This is a genomic window from Escherichia sp. WS1450 (assembly GCF_046487395.1).
GTDB classification, from domain to species: domain Bacteria; phylum Pseudomonadota; class Gammaproteobacteria; order Enterobacterales; family Enterobacteriaceae; genus Escherichia; species Escherichia coli.
The window spans coordinates 12342-33700 of the sequence record NZ_JBJQJO010000010.1 but is presented as its reverse complement, the minus strand read 5'-3'; the positions used below and the strand labels follow the sequence as shown (position 1 = coordinate 33700).

The 21359-nt window shown below is 50.6% G+C and carries 15 protein-coding genes; 8 read left to right on the top strand and 7 right to left on the bottom strand.

What is annotated here, in order from left to right; all coding sequences use genetic code 11:
- Positions 1-183 precede the first annotated feature (183 nt).
- From yojI to ompC, 5 genes are all read right to left on the bottom strand, one after another.
- A complete protein-coding gene (yojI, locus tag ACJHYR_RS13815) occupies positions 184-1827 on the bottom strand; it encodes a microcin J25 efflux ABC transporter YojI (RefSeq protein ID WP_000422213.1) in 1644 nt (547 codons plus the stop codon).
- Positions 1828-1902: 75 nt separating this feature from the next.
- Positions 1903-2553, bottom strand: a complete 651-nt coding sequence (gene alkB, locus ACJHYR_RS13810; protein WP_000884965.1) for a DNA oxidative demethylase AlkB — start codon at positions 2551-2553, stop codon at positions 1903-1905.
- Positions 2553-3617, bottom strand: a complete 1065-nt coding sequence (gene ada, locus ACJHYR_RS13805; RefSeq protein ID WP_000786368.1) for a bifunctional DNA-binding transcriptional regulator/O6-methylguanine-DNA methyltransferase Ada — start codon at positions 3615-3617, stop codon at positions 2553-2555. Before ada ends, alkB begins: the two co-directional genes overlap by 1 nt.
- 73 nt (positions 3618-3690) lie before the next feature.
- The gene (gene apbE / locus ACJHYR_RS13800; RefSeq protein ID WP_000406047.1) at positions 3691-4746 is read right to left on the bottom strand and encodes an FAD:protein FMN transferase ApbE; all 1056 of its coding nucleotides are present in this window, start codon (positions 4744-4746) and stop codon (positions 3691-3693) included.
- Between the two features lie 111 nt (positions 4747-4857).
- Positions 4858-5961, bottom strand: coding sequence for a porin OmpC (gene ompC, locus ACJHYR_RS13795; RefSeq protein WP_000865560.1), 1104 nt, complete (start codon positions 5959-5961; stop codon positions 4858-4860).
- Positions 5962-6699: 738 nt separating this feature from the next.
- On the opposite strand from ompC, the gene rcsD reads away from it, so the two are divergent.
- Positions 6700-9372, top strand: a complete 2673-nt coding sequence (rcsD, locus tag ACJHYR_RS13790) for a phosphotransferase RcsD (RefSeq protein WP_001249134.1) — start codon at positions 6700-6702, stop codon at positions 9370-9372.
- 16 nt (positions 9373-9388) lie between these two features.
- Entirely contained in the window at positions 9389-10039 is a 651-nt protein-coding gene (rcsB, locus tag ACJHYR_RS13785) for a response regulator transcription factor RcsB (protein ID WP_001061917.1), read from the top strand.
- 199 nt (positions 10040-10238) lie between these two features.
- On the opposite strand, the gene rcsC is transcribed toward rcsB, so the two are convergent.
- Positions 10239-13088: a two-component system sensor histidine kinase RcsC gene (gene rcsC, locus ACJHYR_RS13780; RefSeq protein WP_000876006.1), complete on the bottom strand. Its 2850-nt coding sequence runs from the start codon at positions 13086-13088 to the stop codon at positions 10239-10241.
- Positions 13089-13254: 166 nt separating this feature from the next.
- Here rcsC and atoS point away from each other — a divergent pair, with 166 nt between their 5' ends.
- The 6 genes from atoS (at position 13255) to atoB (ending at position 20505) form a co-directional block, all read left to right on the top strand.
- Complete coding sequence (gene atoS / locus ACJHYR_RS13775; protein ID WP_072837475.1) at positions 13255-15081, top strand: two-component system sensor histidine kinase AtoS; 1827 nt, start codon at positions 13255-13257, stop codon at positions 15079-15081.
- Positions 15078-16463 carry an acetoacetate metabolism transcriptional regulator AtoC gene (atoC, locus tag ACJHYR_RS13770; protein ID WP_072837476.1) on the top strand — a complete coding sequence of 462 codons (1386 nt, stop codon included), beginning with the start codon at positions 15078-15080 and terminating at the stop codon, positions 16461-16463. Before atoS ends, atoC begins: the two co-directional genes overlap by 4 nt.
- Positions 16464-16658: 195 nt before the next feature.
- Positions 16659-17321, top strand: a complete 663-nt coding sequence (gene atoD, locus ACJHYR_RS13765) for an acetate CoA-transferase subunit alpha (protein ID WP_000850538.1) — start codon at positions 16659-16661, stop codon at positions 17319-17321.
- On the top strand, positions 17321-17971 hold the full coding sequence (gene atoA, locus ACJHYR_RS13760) for an acetate CoA-transferase subunit beta (RefSeq protein WP_072837477.1): 651 nt from the start codon (positions 17321-17323) through the stop codon (positions 17969-17971). Before atoD ends, atoA begins: the two co-directional genes overlap by 1 nt.
- On the top strand, positions 17968-19290 hold the full coding sequence (locus ACJHYR_RS13755) for a TIGR00366 family protein (protein WP_059327971.1): 1323 nt from the start codon (positions 17968-17970) through the stop codon (positions 19288-19290). Before atoA ends, ACJHYR_RS13755 begins: the two co-directional genes overlap by 4 nt.
- A 30-nt stretch (positions 19291-19320) precedes the next feature.
- Positions 19321-20505, top strand: coding sequence for an acetyl-CoA acetyltransferase (gene atoB, locus ACJHYR_RS13750; protein ID WP_000786523.1), 1185 nt, complete (start codon positions 19321-19323; stop codon positions 20503-20505).
- A gap of 73 nt (positions 20506-20578) precedes the next feature.
- On the opposite strand, the gene ACJHYR_RS13745 is transcribed toward atoB, so the two are convergent.
- Positions 20579-21355, bottom strand: coding sequence for a YfaP family protein (locus ACJHYR_RS13745; RefSeq protein WP_001225870.1), 777 nt, complete (start codon positions 21353-21355; stop codon positions 20579-20581).
- Positions 21356-21359 lie beyond the last annotated feature (4 nt).

Sequence of the window (21359 nt, the reverse complement as noted above, 5' to 3'; positions counted from 1 at the left end):
AGGTGAGATTTGCGCGGCATCAACGGTAACACTTAAGTAACAACATTTAAATAATGTTTATAAATTATATTCTAATTTTAGAAACATTATAATTTCGTTGATTAATTATAGGGTTATTAGAAATGAAGGGATTTTTAGAATATTGACCTGGCGGCAGCAGTCCGCCAGGTCAGCGTCGAAATATTATGCCGTCCGGGCAACGGCATCACGCGAAGCAGCATCGCGCTCTTCGCCTGTCAGCTCGCTAAGTAGCCCGTTGCGCATCTCCAGCAGGCGGTCAGCGTGGATAAAGTAATGATCATCATGACTGATGGCGAAAATCGTTTTACCCATCTCCTGCATCAGCGGCAGCAGCACCTGATAAAACTCACGACGGAAGTGTGGGTCCTGATCCGCCGCCCATTCATCCAGCAGGATAATATCGCGTTCTTCTGCCAGCGCCAGCAACAGCGCCACGCGTTTTTTCTGCCCTTTCGATAACTTCAGGTTAACAATACGCCCGTTGCTTAACTCAAGCTTATGAGCCATTTTCAGCTGCGCCAGCCACTTCTCAACCAGTTGCGGGTTAGCGGGTTGCCCCTCCGGCCCCAGCAGTTGATCAAACAGCCAGACATCGGTAAACACTGCCGAAAACAGTTTGCGATAATCTTCCGGTTGTTCGCCGCTGACAGGGTTGCCATCCAGCAAGATTTCGCCGCTTTGTGGCTGATACAAGCCCGTCAGCAACATCGCCAGCGTCGATTTTCCGCTACCGTTGCCGCCAATCAGAAACAGCAGCTCGCCACGTTTGATGGTGAGATTAATCGGACCAACGGAAAACGCGTTATCCTGATAAGCAAACGTCACGTTACGCAGCTCCAGCGTTTGCCAGTTGGGAAACGCCTGCGGGCGCGGAAACTCTGCTTTGAAAGGCGCGAGCGCGAATTTGTTCAGCTTGTTAAACGCCACCTGCGCCGTCAGCAGCGTCGGTAATGCGCCAACCGCCGAAAGCAGCGGCGTACGCAGGAATAACAGCGTCAACGAATAGGTCGCGGCAACGTTGGTATCAGCCCAACCGAGACTGTTCGCCATCCAGAACACCAGGCCGATAGCGCCCAGCATCATGATGTTTGACCAGTTCACGGCACTAAGATGGAAGGTGTCTGCGCGGATAATATGATGGCGATACTCTTGCGCATCAGGAATGTAGAGGTTGTTAAACACATACTCGGCGCGTTCACGGTTCAGAGTCAGCTCTTTGCGCCCTTCGAGTACGGTTTGAAAATCCGTGTACAGCTTGTCTTCGGTTTCACGCAGGGTCGCCATATGTTTGTAAACCCGCGCCACCAGCACAAAACCGCCCCAGATGGTGACTGCCATCCAGATAGCCGTTACCAGCAACATTTTGCCCGACAGCATCCACAAGTACGCCGCGGAACCGATAGTGAGGATGATCCCCTGCACCAGTTCCGGCAGACGCACAAAAGCAATGGTGATATTGCGCACATCGCTGGTTAACCCCGCCAGCAACGAGGCGCTACCAAGTTGTTCAATGCGCTCGACGTGGGTATCGAGAATTCGCTTGATAAATTCACTACGCAGTCGGTAAACGAAGTGATGCCCCAAAGTGGTGAGCGCCAGTTGCGATCCGAGAGTGACGGCCATCAACAGCAGCAATAATCCCAGAAACTCCGGCAACACCAGCAGACTGGTATCTGCCGTTTCGATAAGGCGCTGATTGATAAAAGCAATTAAGCCAATGCCTAATGCCGCACTGGCGAGGCTTAGCGCCATCACACTGATAAATGGCCAGCGATACTGCCGCCAGACAAGTACAAGAAGTTCCATGCAGAAAACCCGGACAATGAATTACAGCCCGCAGTTTAAACATCTTCGCGCGCACAGCAATAATAATTCTTATTTTTATTCTTTTTTACCTGCCTGACGGAATGTCAGGTTGTAGCGGCAGTCGGTGGTGAGTGGATGAAACCCCGCTTTCAACGGTTGAATGCCATGATAAAACAGCCGCGATTCACCGCCCCATACCACCACATCGCCATGTTCCAACAACAAACGTTTGAGCGGATCATTTCGTTTCAGGCCGCCAAATTGAAAAATCGCGGGTAAGCCCAGAGAAACAGAAACAATCGGCGCGCGCAGATCCGGTTCGTCTTTATCCTGATGCAGCGACAGTTTCGCGCCAGGAGCGTAGCGGTTGATAAGACAAGCATCTGGCTGGAAATCTGGATAGCCCGCCGCCGTAGCCGCACGTTGACATAAATGATGAAAACTCTGCGGCATGGCGGGCCACGGTTTATTTGTTTGCGGATCAATGGGCGAATAGAGATAACCTTGCCGATGGGTCGTCCAGCCCAGATGCCCACAGTTGGTCATCGCCACCGACATGGTATATCCGCCTGGAGTGACCATCTGGCGAAAAGGCGACTGGCTGGCAACATCATTAATATCGCGGATCAGTTGCTCCGCAGCGTTAAAAGCAAAACGCCGTAAAATTACCGCACCAGCCGCCAGTGGCTCTTGCCACGGTTCAGCATCGGCAAACAGATCCAACATTACCTCTCCTCATTCTCAGCTTCGCGGCGCAGCAGTTGCGCTTTACGCGACACGCCCCAGCGGTAACCGGAAAGTGTGCCATCACCACGGACCACCCGATGACAGGGTATTATGATAGCCAGCTTGTTGGCGGCACAGGCGCTGGCAACGGCCCGTACCGCTTTCGGTTTGCCGATGGCGTTAGCCAGTTGCTGATAACTGACGGTTTCACCGCAAGCTATCGTGCGCAGTGCCTGCCAGACTTGTTGCTGAAAAGCAGTGCCGCGAATGTCCAGCGGTAACGTCAGCGGCGTATCGCGTTGATTGAGGCTGGCGATCACTTCACGCACATGTTGTTGAAACGTCAAATCGGCAGGCGCGTTGTCGGCAGCGGGAAACATCTGCTGCAACTCGCTGATTAATGTCGCGTCATCATCGCCCAGCAATATCGCGCAAATCCCCCGCTCGCTTTCTGCCACCAGGCAACGGCCCAGCTCACAATCAGCCAGCGCGTAACGCACCGCCAGATTTTCGCCACCGTGACGGAATTGTTTAGCCGTCATGCCCAGCGTTTCGTCAGCTTTGCGGTAGTAACTGCTGCTGTCGGGGAATCCGGCGTTAAGAATAGACGTCGTCACGCTCTCCCCTTTCGCCAGCAATTCGCGCAAACGGCGAGCGCGCCAGGCCTGTTGCCAGGCTTTCGGCGTCATTCCGGTAGTCGCTTTAAACAACCGATGCAGATGGAACGGACTCATCGCCACATGGTCGGCTAAGGCTTCCAGCGTTACAGGCGTTTCCTGTTCCAGAAGTCGGCAGGCGTGGGTAATTTTATCAAGGCGATGTTGCCGGGGATTGGCTTTGTCTGGCTGACAACGTTTGCAGGGGCGAAATCCGGCGGCGAGTGCCTCGCTGGCATTTGCGTAGAAGGAGACATTTTCCCGCAAGGCATGTCTGGCGCGGCAAGACGGACGGCAAAAGATACCCGTGGTGCGCACGGCGAAAACGAATTCGCCGTCGGCATTCGGGTCGCGGGCTAAGACAGATTGCCAGCGTTGATCGTCAGTTAAGCATGTGGCGTTTTTCATAATCAGCTCCCTGGTTAAGGATAGCCTTTAGTCTGCCCGGTCACCATCACGCAAAAACCAACAATCTTGCGCTTTAATTTTTTTCGCTGATAAGGAAGCTTTTAAACTGCGGCGACATCCAGGTTTTAAAATTATCGCCCTCTTTGGTGATCATATAAACCGCCAGCCCTTCCCGACGAACAACCTCTTTGGCTTTCTCCGGCCCCAGTACCATCAAGCCAGTATCCCAGGCATCGGCTTCCAGCGCCGTCGGAGCAATCACCGTCACGGATACCAGATTGTGTTCGATGGGACGCCCGGTTTGCGGATCGATAACATGAGAAAGACGTTTGCCGTCCAGTTCGTAATAGTTACGGTAGCTGCCAGAGGTACTAATCCCATGACCGTTGATATCCACCACGGCCTGAACCGCGTTTTCTTTATCGGTTGGTTTTTGAATCGCTACCCGCCACGGCTGGCCTGCACCGTTCATACCACGGCTGTTCAGCGCGCCGCCCACCGACACCAGATAGCGGGAAATCCCTTCCTGCTCCATCAAGCGTGCCAGGTGATCCGCCGCATAACCTTCACCGACGGTAGAGAGATCGACATATAAATCCGGCAGGTCTTTTTGCAGATATTGCTGGTGGGACTGATTAATCACCGTCAGGTGCTGTAAGCCGGTTTTGGCTTTCATCGCATCGATCTGTTCCTGGCTCGGAATTTGAATCGGCTGTTGTTCCGGGCCAAAGCCCCACAGATTCACCAGCGGCCCGACGGTTATATCCATCGCACCATCGGTCCTTGCGCCAATGCGCAGCGAGGTGGTGACGATATCGGCCATCGCTTCACTTACCGGCCACGGCGATAAACTTTGCGAGTCGTTAAATCGCATCAGCGCGGAATCTTTTTTATAGGTCGAAAGCAGCTGATCGTCGGCGTCCAGCTGGGTCTGAATCTTTTCTTTAAGTTCGGCACTGCGTTTGGCGTCAATGCCCGGAATGCTGGCACGCCAGAAGGTACCCATGGTTTTGCCTTCAAGAACGATAACTTCAGTAGCGTGGGTTTTGGCGGGTTGTGGTTTTTGATCGCAACCAACAAAGAAGAGCGCGGCAGCCAGCAGTGCCACGCGGGTAAAGCTTATTTCCATACGTGATTATCCTCATGCGAACGGTCGCAAGAGTACACCAAAAAACTGTGTTTGTACGCTGAAAACAATGAAAAAAGGGCCCGCAGGCCCTTTGTTCGATATCAATCGAGATTAGAACTGGTAAACCAGACCCAGAGCTACGATGTCATCAGTGTTGATGCCAGCGTCACGGGTGAAGCGGTTGTCGTCCAGCAGGTTGATTTTGTAGTCAACGTAGGTGGACATGTTTTTGTTGAAGTAGTAGGTCGCACCAACATCAACATATTTCAGGATATCTTCGTCGTCGTAGTTACGACCATTGATGACACCCAGGTTTTTACCTTTAGACTGCAGGTAGGCTACAGACGGACGCAGACCGAAGTCGAACTGGTACTGAGCAACAGCTTCGAAGTTCTGTGCTTTGTTTGCCCAACCCAAGGAACCTACGCGAGTTGCGTTGTAGGTCTGGGTGTACTGAGCAGCCAGGTAGATGTTGTTAGCGTCGTATTTCAGACCACCAGTGTAGGTTTCAGCACGGTCGCCGTTACCGATGTACAGCGGGCTGTTCTGATCATCAGTACGTTTGGAGCTGGAGATCGCACCACCGATACCGAAGCCTTCGTAATCATAAGTGATAGATCCGCCAACGCCGTCGCCGTTCTGACGCAGAGCACCACGACCGTTGTTGGTCATGCCTTCGCCGCTTACGCTACCGTTTTTACCCTGGTACTGAACAGCAAAGTTCAGGCCGTCAACCAGACCAAAGAAGTCAGTGTTACGGTAGGTCGCGAAGCCGTTACCACGCTGCTGCATGAAGTTGTCAGAACCGTAGGTGTCACCACCGAATTCTGGCAGTACGTCGGTCCAGGAAGTTACGTCGTAAACAACGCCGTAGTTACGACCGTAGTCGAAAGAACCTACATCCTGGAATTTCAGACCTGCGAATGCCACACGGGTCCAGGAGTTGTTTTCGTTTTCAGCGCTGTTGCCCTGGATCTGATATTCCCACTGGCCGTAACCGGTCAGCTGGTCAGTAACCTGAGTTTCACCTTTGAAGCCAAGACGCATGTAGGTCTGGTCGCCATCTACAGACTTGTCGTCAGAGAAATAGTGCAGGCCGTCTACTTTACCGTACAGATCTAATTTGTTGCCGTCTTTGTTGTAAACTTCAGCAGCGTTTGCTGCGCCTGCTACCAGCAGAGCTGGGACCAGGAGGGACAGTACTTTAACTTTCATGTTATTAACCCTCTGTTATATGCCTTTATTTGCTTTTTTATGCCACTGCATACTGATTAACCCTCATTAATCAGTCGGCAAGTCCATTCTCCCCAAAAATGCAGAATAATCCAACACGAATATGATACTAAAACTTTTAAGATGTTTCATTTATCGCTATAGATGTTTCAAAATGTAAATGCAAGGGAACTTTTTAAGATTATTGTGGAATGGCGAAATAAGCACCTAACATCAAGCAATAATAATTCAAGGTTAAAATCAATAACTTATTCTTAAGTATTTGACAGCACTGAATGTCAAAACAAAACCTTCACTCGCAACTAGAATAACTCCCGCTATCATCATTAACTTTATTTATTACCGTCATTCATTTCTGAATGTCTGTTTACCCCTATTTCAACCGGATGCCTCGCATCCGGTTTTTTTTACCCTTCTTTACACACTTTTCATTATTCTGTGCTACCACAGAAAAACTATAACGCTTGTTAACTATTTCACAAATAATTAACATCAGCATAATTTCCAGCAATCTTCGTTTATTTGCAATTAATTTCGTTGGGCTTTTTGTAGGTTATTTGTACAGCGAAATGGCGCTTGTACATCTATTTCCCCCAATGCAGGATGATAAATATCACGGGAGAATAGAAAATCATCAATCAGGTAAGAGTCTGGAATTTCACACTGTACCCTTTATACTGCCCTATCACTTCGCGAAGTTTTAACAGGTCATAAACACGAATGCGTCAGAAAGAGACAACGGCCACGACCCGCTTTTCACTCCTACCGGGGAGCATTACCCGCTTCTTTTTACTGTTGATCATTGTGTTACTGGTGACGATGGGGGTAATGGTACAAAGTGCCGTTAACGCCTGGCTGAAAGATAAAAGTTACCAGATTGTCGACATTACCCACGCAATCCAAAAGCGCGTCGATACCTGGCGTTACGTGACCTGGCAGATTTACGACAACATTGCCGCGACGACCTCCCCCTCCTCCGGCGAAGGTTTACAAGAGACGCGCCTGAAACAGGATGTCTACTATCTGGAAAAACCACGCCGCAAAACGGAAGCGTTAATCTTTGGCTCTCACGACAACTCAACGCTTGAGATGACTCAACGGATGTCCACCTATCTGGACACATTGTGGGGCGCAGAAAATGTACCGTGGTCGATGTATTACCTGAATGGTCAGGATAACAGTCTGGTGCTGATCTCAACCCTGCCCCTCAAAGATCTCACCTCCGGATTTAAAGAATCGACCGTCAGCGACATTGTTGATTCACGTCGTGCAGAGATGTTGCAACAGGCCAACGCCCTCGATGAACGCGAAAGTTTTTCTAACATGCGCCGCCTGGCCTGGCAGAACGGTCATTACTTTACCTTGCGTACCACGTTCAACCAGCCAGGACATCTGGCAACGGTCGTGGCTTTTGATCTGCCGATTAATGATTTGATCCCGCCGGGTATGCCGCTGGACAGTTTCCGCCTTGAGCCAGACGCGACGGCAACGGGAAACAATGATAATGAGAAAGAAGGGACGGATAGCGTCAGTATCCACTTTAACAGTACGAAGATTGAAATCTCCTCGGCACTCAACTCTACCGATATGCGACTGGTCTGGCAGGTTCCTTATGGCACCTTATTGCTGGATACGTTGCAAAACATTCTGCTGCCACTGCTGCTGAACATCGGTTTGCTGGCGCTGGCGTTATTTGGCTATACCACATTCCGCCATTTCTCCAGCCGCAGTACAGAAAGCGTCCCCAGCACGGCGGTCAATAACGAATTGCGCATTTTACGGGCAATTAATGAAGAGATAGTCTCACTGCTGCCGCTCGGCCTGCTGGTTCACGATCAGGAATCGAACCGCACTGTCATAAGTAACAAAATTGCCGATCATTTGCTGCCGCATTTGAATCTGCAAAACATCACCACCATGGCGGAACAACATCAGGGGATTATTCAGGCGACGATCAATAACGAGCTGTATGAGATCCGCATGTTCCGCAGCCAGGTCGCGCCGCGCACACAAATTTTCATTATTCGCGATCAGGATCGCGAAGTGCTGGTAAACAAGAAACTCAAGCAGGCGCAGCGTCTGTATGAGAAAAACCAGCAGGGGCGGATGACCTTTATGAAAAACATTGGCGATGCGCTGAAAGAACCTGCACAGTCCCTGGCGGAGAGCGCAGCTAAACTCAACGCCCCGGAAAGCAAACAACTGGCGAATCAGGCAGATGTGCTGGTGCGGCTGGTCGATGAAATACAGTTAGCGAACATGCTTGCGGACGATAGCTGGAAAAGTGAGACGGTGCTGTTCTCTGTGCAGGATTTGATTGATGAAGTTGTGCCTTCAGTGTTGCCTGCCATCAAGCGTAAAGGTCTGCAACTGCTGATTAACAATCATCTGAAAGCACACGATATGCGCCGCGGCGATCGCGATGCCTTACGACGCATTTTGCTGCTACTGATGCAATATGCCGTGACCTCAACACAATTGGGAAAAATCACCCTTGAGGTTGATCAGGATGAGTCCTCCGAAGACCGCCTGACGTTCCGCATTCTGGACACCGGAGAAGGCGTAAGTATTCATGAAATGGATAATTTGCACTTCCCGTTTATCAACCAGACCCAAAACGATCGCTATGGCAAGGCGGACCCGCTGGCATTCTGGCTGAGCGATCAACTGGCACGTAAACTGGGCGGCCATTTAAACATTAAAACGCGGGATGGGCTTGGTACACGCTACTCTGTGCATATCAAAATGCTCGCAGCTGACCCGGAAGTTGAAGAGGAAGAAGAGCGTTTACTGGATGATGTCTGCGTAATGGTGGATGTTACTTCGGCAGAAATTCGGAATATTGTCACTCGCCAGTTAGAAAATTGGGGTGCAACCTGTATCACACCCGATGAAAGATTAATTAGTCAAGATTATGATATCTTTTTAACGGATAATCCGTCTAATCTTACTGCCTCTGGCTTGCTTTTAAGCGATGATGAGTCTGGCGTACGGGAAATTGGGCCTGGTCAATTGTGCGTCAACTTCAATATGAGCAACGCTATGCAGGAAGCGGTCTTACAATTAATTGAAGTGCAACTGGCGCAGGAAGAGGTGACAGAATCGCCTCTGGGCGGAGATGAAAATGCGCAACTCCATGCCAGCGGCTATTATGCGCTCTTTGTAGACACAGTACCGGATGATGTTAAGAGGCTGTATACTGAAGCAGCAACCAGTGACTTTGCTGCGTTAGCCCAAACGGCTCATCGTCTTAAAGGCGTATTTGCCATGCTAAATCTGGTACCCGGCAAGCAGTTATGTGAAACGCTGGAACATCTGATTCGTGAGAAGGATGTTCCAGGAATAGAAAAATACATCAGCGACATTGACAGTTATGTCAAGAGCTTGCTGTAGCAAGGTAGCCTATTACATGAACAATATGAACGTAATTATTGCCGATGACCATCCGATAGTCTTGTTCGGTATTCGCAAATCACTTGAGCAAATTGAGTGGGTGAATGTTGTCGGCGAATTTGAAGACTCTACAGCACTGATCAACAACCTGCCGAAACTGGATGCGCATGTGTTGATTACCGATCTCTCCATGCCTGGCGATAAGTACGGCGATGGCATTACCTTAATCAAGTACATCAAGCGCCATTTCCCAAGCCTGTCGATCATTGTTCTGACTATGAACAACAACCCGGCGATTCTTAGTGCGGTATTGGATCTGGATATCGAAGGGATCGTGCTGAAACAAGGTGCACCGACCGATCTGCCGAAAGCTCTCGCCGCGCTGCAGAAAGGGAAGAAATTTACCCCGGAAAGCGTTTCTCGCCTGTTGGAAAAAATCAGTGCTGGTGGTTACGGTGACAAGCGTCTCTCGCCAAAAGAGAGTGAAGTTCTGCGCCTGTTTGCGGAAGGTTTCCTGGTGACTGAGATCGCTAAAAAGCTGAACCGCAGTATCAAAACCATCAGTAGCCAGAAGAAATCTGCGATGATGAAGCTGGGTGTCGAGAACGATATTGCTCTGCTGAATTATCTCTCTTCTGTGACCTTAAGTCCGGCAGATAAAGACTAATCACCTGTAGGCCAGATAAGACGCGTCAGCGTCGCATCTGGCATTTGCACTGAATGCCGGATGCGGCGTAAACGCCTTATCCGGCCTACGATTCCCATTATTTCAATGGATTACAACAAAGTAGGCCAGATAAGACGCACCAGCGTCGCATCTGGCATTTGCACTGAATGCCAGATGCGGCGTAAACGTCTTATACAGCCTACGATTCCCGCGATTTCCTGACCCTCTCGGCATATACCGTCAGCGTCTGTTTTATCACATCCAGCGTTACCGGCTTCGACAGGCAGCTGTCCATACCGGACTCCAGACACCGCTGCTTCTCTTCAGCCAACGCATTAGCAGTTACTCCGATTACCGGCAACGTCAGTCCCAACTGACGAATGCGTTGCGTCAAGCGGTAACCATCCATATTTGGCATGTTGACGTCGCTAAGCACGATATCAATATGATTCTTGCTAAGTACATTAAGCGCATCGACGCCATCATTCGCGGTTTTACATTGATAGCCCAACGATCCCAACTGATCTGCCAGCAGACGTCGGTTAATCGGATGATCATCCACGACCAGAATCATCATATCGTCATTATCGCTGACCGCTTTGTCCGTCGACGGCAGAGCGTTAGCAGGATCGTCGCTCTCCATCTCGATCAAATAAATACGCGCCAACAATGCCGGTAGCTCATGCGGAGCAGCCACACTGTGTACCCACTCTCCTGGCGCTTTCTCCAGCGGAATACCAATATGTCGACGACAGAAGGTCACTACCGCTCTGCCCTGCCATTTTTTACTCACTACCTCGTCAGTGATTAACACATCTTCGGGAGTCGGTTCCTGCCCTTCGTATGTTGTTACGACGATGCCGCTGCGCTGCAAACTGTTTTCCAGGAACTGACAGAGCGACGCATTGCGGACCGCCAGCCAGCAGCGTTTACCACTCAACCCTTCCACGCCTTTTTTCTGCGGGTACTGAGCGCCGTACAACGGAATACGCACGGTAAACTGGCTGCCCATTCCCGGTTCTGAATCTACCGAGATATCGCCGTCCATCATGCTGATCAGTTTTTCACAAATCGCCAGACCCAGACCGGTCCCCTGGAAGTTTCGCTGTACGCCCGTTCCGACCTGGAAGAAGGGATCAAACAAGCGCACCACTTCTTTCGCCGGAATCCCCACGCCGGTATCGCGAACACGGATAGAGAGATAATCGCCATCAGCGCGAACATGTAGAACTATACAGCCGGTATCGGTGAATTTTATGGCGTTACTCAACAGATTGGAGATGACCTGCTGTAAACGCATCGGGTCGCCATTTAAGGCCACTGGCACATCCGGTTCAATAAAGCAGTACAAGCCTAGCTGCTTGCGTACCACCAGCGGTAAATAGTTGGCGGTGATGTGGTTCATCACTTCACGCGGTGAAAACTCACGCGGTTCGATCTTCAACTGTTCCGATTCAATCTTCGAGAAATCGAGAATATCGCTGATAATTTTCAACAACAGGCTGGAAGAGTTGTTCATTGCCGTCACCAGACGATCGACGCCTTTCGGTAACTCTTTGGTTTGCAAAAGATCCAGGTTACCGATAATGCCATACAGCGGCGTTCGCAGCTCATGACTGACGGTGGCAAGGAACATCGATTTTGACTGGCTCGCCTGTTCCGCTGCTTGTGCCATCTCCTGCAACGACTCTTCCATCTTCACGCGCGAAGAAACATCCACCAGCACACAAATGGCCACGTTTTCATTACGATAGCGCGAATGGACGAAGCTGATTTGCAGATTGGTATTGTTGCTGGTCAGGACATCAACAAAATTGACCTGCTGCCCACAGATAATTTGTGTCAGCCGTTGGCGGTCCTCATGCGTAAGCATATTGAGATAGGTATGCGCCAGTTCGTTACTTAAAATATTGACGCCATCAGCGGTACGCAAAATGCAGATACCCACTGGCGCGGAGGCGACAATCTTGCGATTAAACTGCTCATGTTCTTCCAGTCGCAAGGCGTCGCTTTCCGCCGGAATGAAAATACGCCGCTCGTACATCCGCGCGAGAGTAAACAATGCAGCTCCGGCAAGCACATTCAGCAAAATTGCGTTAAGGATCAACATGCGAATGCGTTCCAGCACCTTATCAACCGGCACCGAATACACGATGCTTAGCGATGAGGGTGGCAGATTTTTCTTCAGCACCAGCTCCCGGAACCCTTCCGTATAGCCAAACCAGGAGCGTTCCTGCATCCAGCGAGGATCGCCCTTAATTTTGCTTTCTGGTCCGGTAAGCGAAATCAGGGTATGACCATTTTCATCAAGAATGGTAACCCCCATCGGCAACGTACCAGGTAAGAAAAAGTTCTCCATCCGGATGGTCTGCTCGACACCCAAAAGCGCCTGCAACCGGTTCGCCAGATAAACTGGCGTCAACGCGTAAAAATACCCGACGCCAGGGCGCGGACCTTCGCTGATCCAGTAGAGGTTACTGCCGCTATCATCTTGTGGTGCATTTCGATATTTATTGATGCGTTCATGCAACGCTTTCAACGCGGTATCGCGTTCCACTGGCATATCACGCAGACCGAAATTGGCCATGCAGAGGTTATCGCTGCCGATTAAAAATACCCGGTTGAGATCGTAAGCTGCAGAGAAATTATCGCGCCAGTAGCGCATAAACCACGCCAATGACTCCAGAGAGCCTCGCCAGGTGTTACTCATTGCGGAACAATCGGAGTCGGCAAACAGCGGTTCAAACGCAGGCACATCCGCCTGCGTTTCTCGTCCACGCGGGGAAAGCACACCGTTTTCTGCCGATAAGCGATTTTCGGCGATGTACTTCAGCTCTTTCATCACATCAGAGGTGCGTTGAATAAAGCGCTGAGCCTGATCGGAACTCAGATTAAATTCCTGACGAATTTCCGATTCTCGCTGATGTAACGCATTAACGATGTAAAAAACGGATGAAAAAGCAATCAACAGCCAGAGCACTAACGCCAATGCTCTGAACATGTAGCGCGAGGCTTTCAGGGTTGTACGAAAAGAAGCAAGGTATTTCAAAGGGGCGAAGCTCCGCCTCAGGTGACCGATGGAGTGTGGTTAAGGTAGCGGTAAAAGCGTGTTACCGCAATGTTCTCTCTTCTCTGGAATATGATACACCGCCGAGAAATCATCACCTTAACCTCTGATAATCGTCATATACCGGACAAGACTAGTGGATTTCAGCATGCATTATATGAAGTGGATTTATCCACGCCGCTTACGCAATCAAATGATTCTGATGGCAATCCTGATGGTCATTGTCCCAACGCTTACTATTGGTTATATCGTAGAAACGGAAGGACGTTCAGCAGTCTTATCTGAAAAAGAGAAAAAACTTTCTGCCGTGGTCAACCTGCTTAATCAGGCACTAGGCGATCGCTATGATCTCTACATCGACTTACCACGTGAGGAGCGTATCCGCGCATTAAATGCAGAACTTGCCCCCATTACCGAAAATATCACTCACGCCTTCCCTGGCATCGGCGCTGGTTATTACAACAAAACGCTGGATGCGATAATCACCTACGCGCCTTCAGCGCTATATCAGAATAATGTCGGCGTTACCATTGCCGCAGATCACCCTGGTCGCGAAGTCATGCGTACAAATACCCCTTTGGTTTATTCAGGCAGGCAGGTGCGCGGCGATATTTTGAATTCAATGATCCCCATTGAGCGTAATGGTGAAATCCTCGGCTATATCTGGGCCAATGAATTAACCGAAGATATTCGCCGCCAGGCCTGGAAAATGGATATGAGGATTATCATTGTGCTCACCGCCGGTTTGCTGATAAGCCTGCTGTTGATTGTCCTTTTCTCCCGTCGCCTGAGCGCCAATATTGATATCATCACCGATGGCCTCTCGACTCTGGCGCAAAATATTCCCACTCGATTACCACAATTGCCCGGTGAAATGGGGCAAATCAGTCAGAGTGTTAACAACCTCGCCCAGGCACTGCGTGAAACGCGGACACTTAACGATCTGATTATTGAAAACGCTGCCGATGGCGTCATTGCCATTGACCGCCAGGGTGATGTAACCACCATGAACCCGGCAGCAGAAGTCATCACTGGCTATCAACGTCATGAACTGGTAGGGCAGCCTTACTCCATGTTGTTCGACAATACTCAGTTCTACAGTCCAGTACTGGATACGCTGGAACATGGCACCGAACATGTGGCGCTGGAGATCAGTTTTCCAGGCCGTGACCGCACCATTGAACTCAGTGTCACTACCAGTCGTATTCATAACACGCATGGTGAAATGATAGGTGCTTTGGTGATTTTCTCTGATTTAACTGCCCGCAAAGAAACCCAGCGCCGCATGGCGCAAGCAGAACGCCTCGCCACACTGGGTGAGCTGATGGCTGGCGTCGCGCATGAAGTACGTAATCCGCTAACGGCTATTCATGGTTATGTACAGATCTTGCGCCAACAAACCAGCGACCTAATACATCAGGAATATCTGTCCGTAGTACTCAAAGAAATCGATTCAATTAACAAAGTTATTCAGCAATTGCTCGAATTTTCACGTCCACGCCACAGTCAATGGCAACAAGTCAGTCTCAATGCATTGGTTGAAGAAACTCTGGTACTGGTACAAACCGCCGGCGTACAAGCGCGGGTCGACTTCATAAGCGAACTGGATAATGAATTAAACCCGATTAACGCCGATCGTGAACTGCTCAAACAGGTACTACTGAATATCCTGATCAATGCCGTCCAGGCTATCAGCGCACGAGGGAAAATTCGCATTCAAACCTGGCAATACAGCGACTCACAACAGGCCATTTCGATAGAGGACAACGGCTGTGGCATTGATCTCTCGCTGCAAAAAAAGATCTTCGATCCCTTTTTCACCACCAAAGCCTCTGGAACCGGGCTTGGTCTGGCGTTAAGTCAACGCATCATTAATGCCCATCAGGGTGATATTCGCGTCGCCAGTTTGCCGGGCTACGGCGCAACCTTCACGCTTATTTTACCGATCAACCCGCAGGGAAATCAGACTTTATGACTGCTATTAATCGCATCCTTATTGTGGATGATGAAGATAATGTTCGCCGTATGCTGAGCACCGCTTTTGCACTACAAGGATTCGAAACACATTGTGCGAACAACGGACGCACAGCATTACACCTGTTTGTCGATATTCACCCTGACGTGGTGTTGATGGATATCCGCATGCCAGAGATGGACGGCATCAAGGCACTAAAGGATATGCGCAGTAATGAGACCCGGACACCCGTTATTCTGATGACGGCCTATGCTGAAGTGGAAACCGCCGTCGAAGCGCTACGCTGCGGAGCCTTCGACTATGTTATTAAACCGTTTGATCTCGATGAGTTGAATTTAATCGTTCAGCGCGCTTTACAACTCCAGTCAATGAAAAAAGAGATCCGTCATCTGCACCAGGCACTGAGCACCAGCTGGCAATGGGGGCACATTCTCACCAACAGCCCGGCGATGATGGATATCTGCAAAGACACCGCCAAAATTGCCCTTTCTCAGGCCAGCGTCTTGATTAGCGGTGAAAGCGGCACCGGGAAAGAGTTGATTGCCAGAGCGATTCACTACAATTCGCGGCGGGCAAAGGGGCCGTTCATTAAAGTCAACTGCGCGGCGCTGCCGGAATCGTTGCTCGAAAGTGAACTGTTTGGTCATGAAAAAGGTGCATTTACTGGTGCACAAACCTTGCGTCAGGGATTATTTGAACGTGCCAACGAAGGTACTCTGCTCCTCGACGAAATTGGCGAAATGCCGCTCGTACTGCAAGCCAAATTACTACGCATTCTGCAGGAACGGGAATTTGAACGGATTGGCGGCCATCAGACCATAAAAGTTGATATCCGCATCATTGCTGCCACCAACCGTGACTTACAGGCAATGGTAAAAGAAGGCACCTTCCGTGAAGATCTCTTTTATCGCCTTAACGTTATTCATTTAATACTGCCGCCTCTGCGCGATCGCCGGGAAGATATTTCCCTGTTAGCTAATCACTTTTTGCAAAAATTCAGTAGTGAGAATCAGCGCGATATTATCGACATCGATCCGATGGCAATGTCACTGCTTACCGCCTGGTCATGGCCGGGAAATATTCGAGAGCTTTCCAACGTTATTGAACGCGCCGTCGTGATGAACTCAGGCCCGATCATTTTTTCTGAGGATCTTCCGCCGCAGATTCGTCAGCCAGTCTGTAATGCTGGCGAGGTAAAAACATCCCCTGTCGGAGAGCGTAATTTAAAAGAGGAAATTAAACGCGTCGAAAAACGCATCATTATGGAAGTGCTGGAACAACAAGAAGGAAACCGAACCCGCACTGCTTTAATGCTGGGCATCAGTCGCCGTGCATTGATGTATAAACTGCAGGAATACGGTATCGATCCGGCGGATGTATAACGCCAAAACTTGCTATGCAGAAATTTGCACAGTGCGCAATTTTCTGCATAGCCGCTCATTCTCCTTATAAATCCCCATCCAATTTATCCCTTCATATTCAATTAGTTAAATAACAAAATCCAATAATCTCATTCTGGCACTCCCCTTGCTATTCCCTGACTGTACCCACAACGGTGTATGCAAGAGGGATAAAAAATGAAAACAAAATTGATGACATTACAAGATGCCACCGGCTTCTTTCGTGACGGCATGACCATCATGGTGGGCGGATTTATGGGGATTGGCACTCCATCCCGCCTGGTTGAAGCATTACTGGAATCTGGTGTTCGCGACCTGACATTGATAGCCAATGATACCGCGTTTGTTGATACTGGCATCGGTCCGCTCATCGTCAATGGTCGAGTCCGCAAAGTGATTGCTTCACATATCGGCACCAACCCGGAAACAGGTCGGCGCATGATATCTGGTGAGATGGACGTCGTTCTGGTGCCGCAAGGTACGCTAATCGAGCAAATTCGCTGTGGTGGAGCTGGACTTGGTGGTTTTCTCACCCCAACGGGTGTCGGCACCGTCGTAGAGGAAGGCAAACAGACACTGACACTCGACGGTAAAACCTGGCTGCTCGAACGCCCGCTGCGCGCCGACCTGGCGCTAATTCGCGCTCATCGTTGCGACACACTTGGCAACCTGACCTATCACCTTAGCGCCCGCAACTTTAACCCCCTGATAGCCCTTGCGGCTGATATCACGCTGGTAGAGCCGGATGAACTGGTCGAAACCGGCGAGCTGCAACCTGACCATATTGTCACCCCTGGTGCCGTTATCGACCACATCATCGTTTCACAGGAGAGCAAATAATGGATGCGAAACAACGTATTGCGCGCCGTGTGGCGCAAGAGCTTCGTGATGGTGACATCGTTAACTTAGGGATCGGTTTACCCACAATGGTCGCCAATTATTTACCGGAGGGTATTCATATCACTCTGCAATCGGAAAACGGCTTCCTCGGTTTAGGCCCGGTCACGACAGCGCATCCAGATCTGGTGAACGCTGGCGGACAACCGTGCGGTGTTTTACCCGGTGCAGCCATGTTTGATAGCGCCATGTCATTTGCGCTAATCCGCGGCGGTCATATTGATGCCTGCGTGCTCGGCGGTTTGCAAGTAGGCGAAGAAGCAAACCTCGCGAACTGGGTAGTGCCTGGGAAAATGGTGCCCGGTATGGGTGGCGCGATGGATCTGGTGACCGGGTCGCGCAAAGTGATCATCGCCATGGAACATTGTGCCAAAGATGGTTCAGCAAAAATTTTACGCCGCTGCACCATGCCACTCACTGCGCAACATGCGGTGCATATGCTGGTTACTGAACTGGCTGTCTTTCGTTTTATTGACGGCAAAATGTGGCTCACCGAAATTGCCGACGGGTGTGATTTAGCCACCGTGCGTGCCAAAACAGAAGCTCGGTTTGAAGTCGCCGCCGATCTGAATACGCAACGGGGTGATTTATGATTGGTCGCATATCGCGTTTTATGACGCGTTTTGTCAGCCGGTGGCTTCCCGATCCACTGATCTTTGCCATGTTGCTGACATTGCTAACTTTCGTGATCGCGCTTTGGTTAACACCACAAACGCCGATCAGCATGGTGAAAATGTGGGGTGACGGTTTCTGGAACTTGCTGGCGTTTGGTATGCAGATGGCGCTTATCATCGTTACCGGTCATGCCCTTGCCAGCTCTGCTCCGGTAAAAAGTTTGCTGCGTACTGCCGCCTCCGCCGCAAAGACGCCCGTACAGGGCGTCATGCTGGTTACTTTCTTCGGTTCAGTCGCTTGTGTCATCAACTGGGGATTTGGTTTGGTTGTCGGCGCAATGTTTGCCCGTGAAGTCGCCCGCCGAGTACCCGGTTCTGATTATCCGTTGCTCATTGCCTGCGCCTACATTGGTTTTCTCACCTGGGGTGGCGGTTTCTCTGGCTCAATGCCTCTGTTGGCTGCAACACCGGGCAACCCGGTTGAGCATATCGCCGGGCTGATCCCGGTGGGCGATACTCTGTTCAGTGGTTTTAACATTTTCATCACTGTGGCGTTGATTGTGGTGATGCCATTTATCACCCGCATGATGATGCCAAAACCGTCTGACGTGGTGAGTATCGATCCGAAACTACTCATGGAAGAGGCTGATTTTCAAAAGCAGCTACCGAAAGATGCCCCACCATCCGAGCGACTGGAAGAAAGCCGCATTCTGACGTTGATCATCGGCGCACTCGGTATCACTTACCTTGCGATGTACTTCAGCGAACATGGCTTCAACATCACCATCAATACCGTCAACCTGATGTTTATGATTGCGGGTCTGCTGCTACATAAAACGCCAATGGCTTATATGCGTGCTATCAGCGCGGCAGCACGCAGTACTGCCGGTATTCTGGTGCAATTCCCCTTCTACGCTGGGATCCAACTGATGATGGAGCATTCCGGTCTGGGCGGACTCGTTACCGAATTCTTCATCAATGTTGCGAACAAAGACACCTTCCCGGTAATGACCTTTTTTAGTTCTGCACTGATTAACTTCGCCGTTCCGTCTGGCGGCGGTCACTGGGTTATTCAGGGACCTTTCGTGATACCCGCAGCCCAGGCGCTGGGCGCTGATCTCGGTAAATCGGTAATGGCGATCGCCTACGGCGAGCAATGGATGAACATGGCACAACCATTCTGGGCGCTGCCAGCACTGGCAATCGCCGGACTCGGTGTCCGCGACATCATGGGCTATTGCATCACTGCCCTGCTCTTCTCCGGCGTCATTTTCGTCATTGGTTTAACGCTGTTCTGACGGCAACCCGACAGACAGAAGGAATAAAAAATGAAAAATTGTGTCATCGTCAGTGCGGTACGTACTGCTATCGGTAGTTTTAACGGTTCACTCGCTTCCACCAGCGCCATCGACCTGGGGGCGACAGTAATTAAAGCCGCCATTGAACGTGCAAAAATCGATTCACTACACATTGATGAAGTGATTATGGGTAACGTGTTGCAAGCCGGGTTGGGGCAAAATCCGGCACGTCAGGCACTGTTAAAAAGCGGGCTGGCAGAAACGGTGTGCGGATTCACGGTCAATAAAGTGTGTGGTTCGGGTCTTAAAAGTGTGGCGCTTGCCGCCCAGGCAATTCAGGCAGGTCAGGCGCAAAGCATTGTGGCGGGGGGTATGGAAAATATGAGTTTAGCGCCCTACTTACTCGATGCAAAAGCACGCTCTGGTTATCGTCTTGGAGACGGACAGGTTTATGACGTAATCCTGCGCGATGGTCTGATGTGCGCCACCCATGGTTATCATATGGGGATTACCGCCGAGAACGTGGCCAAAGAGTACGGAATTACCCGAGAAATGCAGGATGAACTGGCGCTACATTCACAGCGTAAAGCGGCAGCCGCAATTGAGTCCGGTGCTTTTACAGCCGAAATCGTCCCGGTAAATGTTGTCACTCGGAAGAAAACCTTCGTCTTCAGTCAAGACGAATTCCCGAAAGCGGATTCTACGACTGAAGCGTTAGGCGCATTGCGCCCGGCCTTCGATAAAGCAGGAACAGTTACCGCCGGGAACGCGTCTGGTATTAACGACGGTGCTGCCGCTCTGGTGATTATGGAAGAATCTGCGGCGCTGGCAGCAGGCCTTCCCCCCCTGGCTCGCATTAAAAGTTATGCCAGCGGTGGCGTGCCCCCCGCATTGATGGGTATGGGGCCAGTACCTGCCACGCAAAAAGCGTTACAACTGGCGGGGCTGCAACTGGCAGACATTGATCTCATCGAAGCTAATGAAGCATTTGCCGCGCAGTTCCTTGCCGTTGGGAAAACCCTGGGCTTTGATTCTGAGAAAGTGAATGTCAACGGCGGGGCCATCGCGCTCGGGCATCCTATCGGTGCCAGTGGTGCTCGTATTCTGGTCACACTATTACATGCCATGCAGGCACGCGATAAAACGCTGGGGCTGGCAACACTGTGCATTGGTGGCGGCCAGGGAATTGCGATGGTGATTGAACGGTTGAATTAATCAATAAAAACACCCGATAGCGAAAGTTATCGGGCGTTTTCTTGAACATCGACGGCGAAGGTAACCCCATTAATCACCAGTCAAAACTTTTCACCAGCGTCAGCTCACCAGCATTACGCATCGGTACAATAAATGTTTCCTGTTTCTCATTGACCGATCCTTCATCGGTGATCAGCGTCAGTTGGGCGGTGGTTAATTCCGTTTCGCTGCGTCCGCCATAGTAGTTGATATACACCTGATAACGTCCGTGAATCGGCGCTGGCATGGCGAAAATCTCGGGGCCGTACCCCGTCGTGACATCCATATCCAGTGCACCACTGTTTTTCAGCACGGTGTTACCGTACCAGGCGTGTTCGCCATCAGGTGTAACAACGTGAAGGTCGAGGTCGGTATTGTCCGTATCCCAGGAGAGAACCAGCCGTAAACGCGCGCGGATCACTCCAGCGCCCGGCGTTGAGTAAAACTGCATTTTTTGTCGGCTTTGCCCATCTGGGCTGATGACCTGCACGCTGTTGCTGCCTTCAGTGAAAATATAAGGGCGTGCAAATGAACCATCGGATTCAATTCTCTGCGGCATACTGGCACCGTTGACCACCAGCCGGCCCTGCTGAACTTTACCCACCGCAGCATAATTCTTTATTTTGCCGCGGATCTGCGCTGAGATATTTTGATCATCTGCCATGTTGACGGACGACGCCGGGTAATTGATCGATTGTGAAAAACTGGCATCTTCGCCCTCTGCCGGATGCCAGCCAGAGAGCGGTGCGTCAATCTCGACTTCCTGCACACCTTCACTGTGAGCGACAGGCGAAAGCGCCACCAGTAACAACGGAAGAAAAATCTTTCGCATAGCA